General features: G+C 45.7%; 1 pseudogene. It reads right to left on the reverse strand.

The features are described from left to right. Nucleotides 1-265 (reverse strand): annotated as a pseudogene (locus SB772_RS41915) (acyltransferase); the annotation flags it as partial.

Here is a 265-nt window from a genome sequence, read left to right on the forward strand (position 1 = left end):
ACCTTTCCATAGATCGCTATAAGTGGGTACACCGTCAGGGTAGACAATCGTCATGTCTAAAATCCCATCGATCTCTTCCCCTAATGCACTCATAGCCAGTGATAACCCGCCAGCGCGTGGCTTAAGTAAATGCGTATAAGGGGATTCTTGTTTATCGTGTTTGCTAGCGGTAAAGCGAGTCCCTTCTAGATAGTTCAATAGCGTAAAAGGCTTGTCCTTGAGCAATGCACATGCTCGTTTCGCTTCTTCGATATCCTTACCCTTT

Source organism: Paraburkholderia sp. SIMBA_030, assembly GCF_046535245.1.
Taxonomy (GTDB): Bacteria; Pseudomonadota; Gammaproteobacteria; order Burkholderiales; family Burkholderiaceae; genus Paraburkholderia.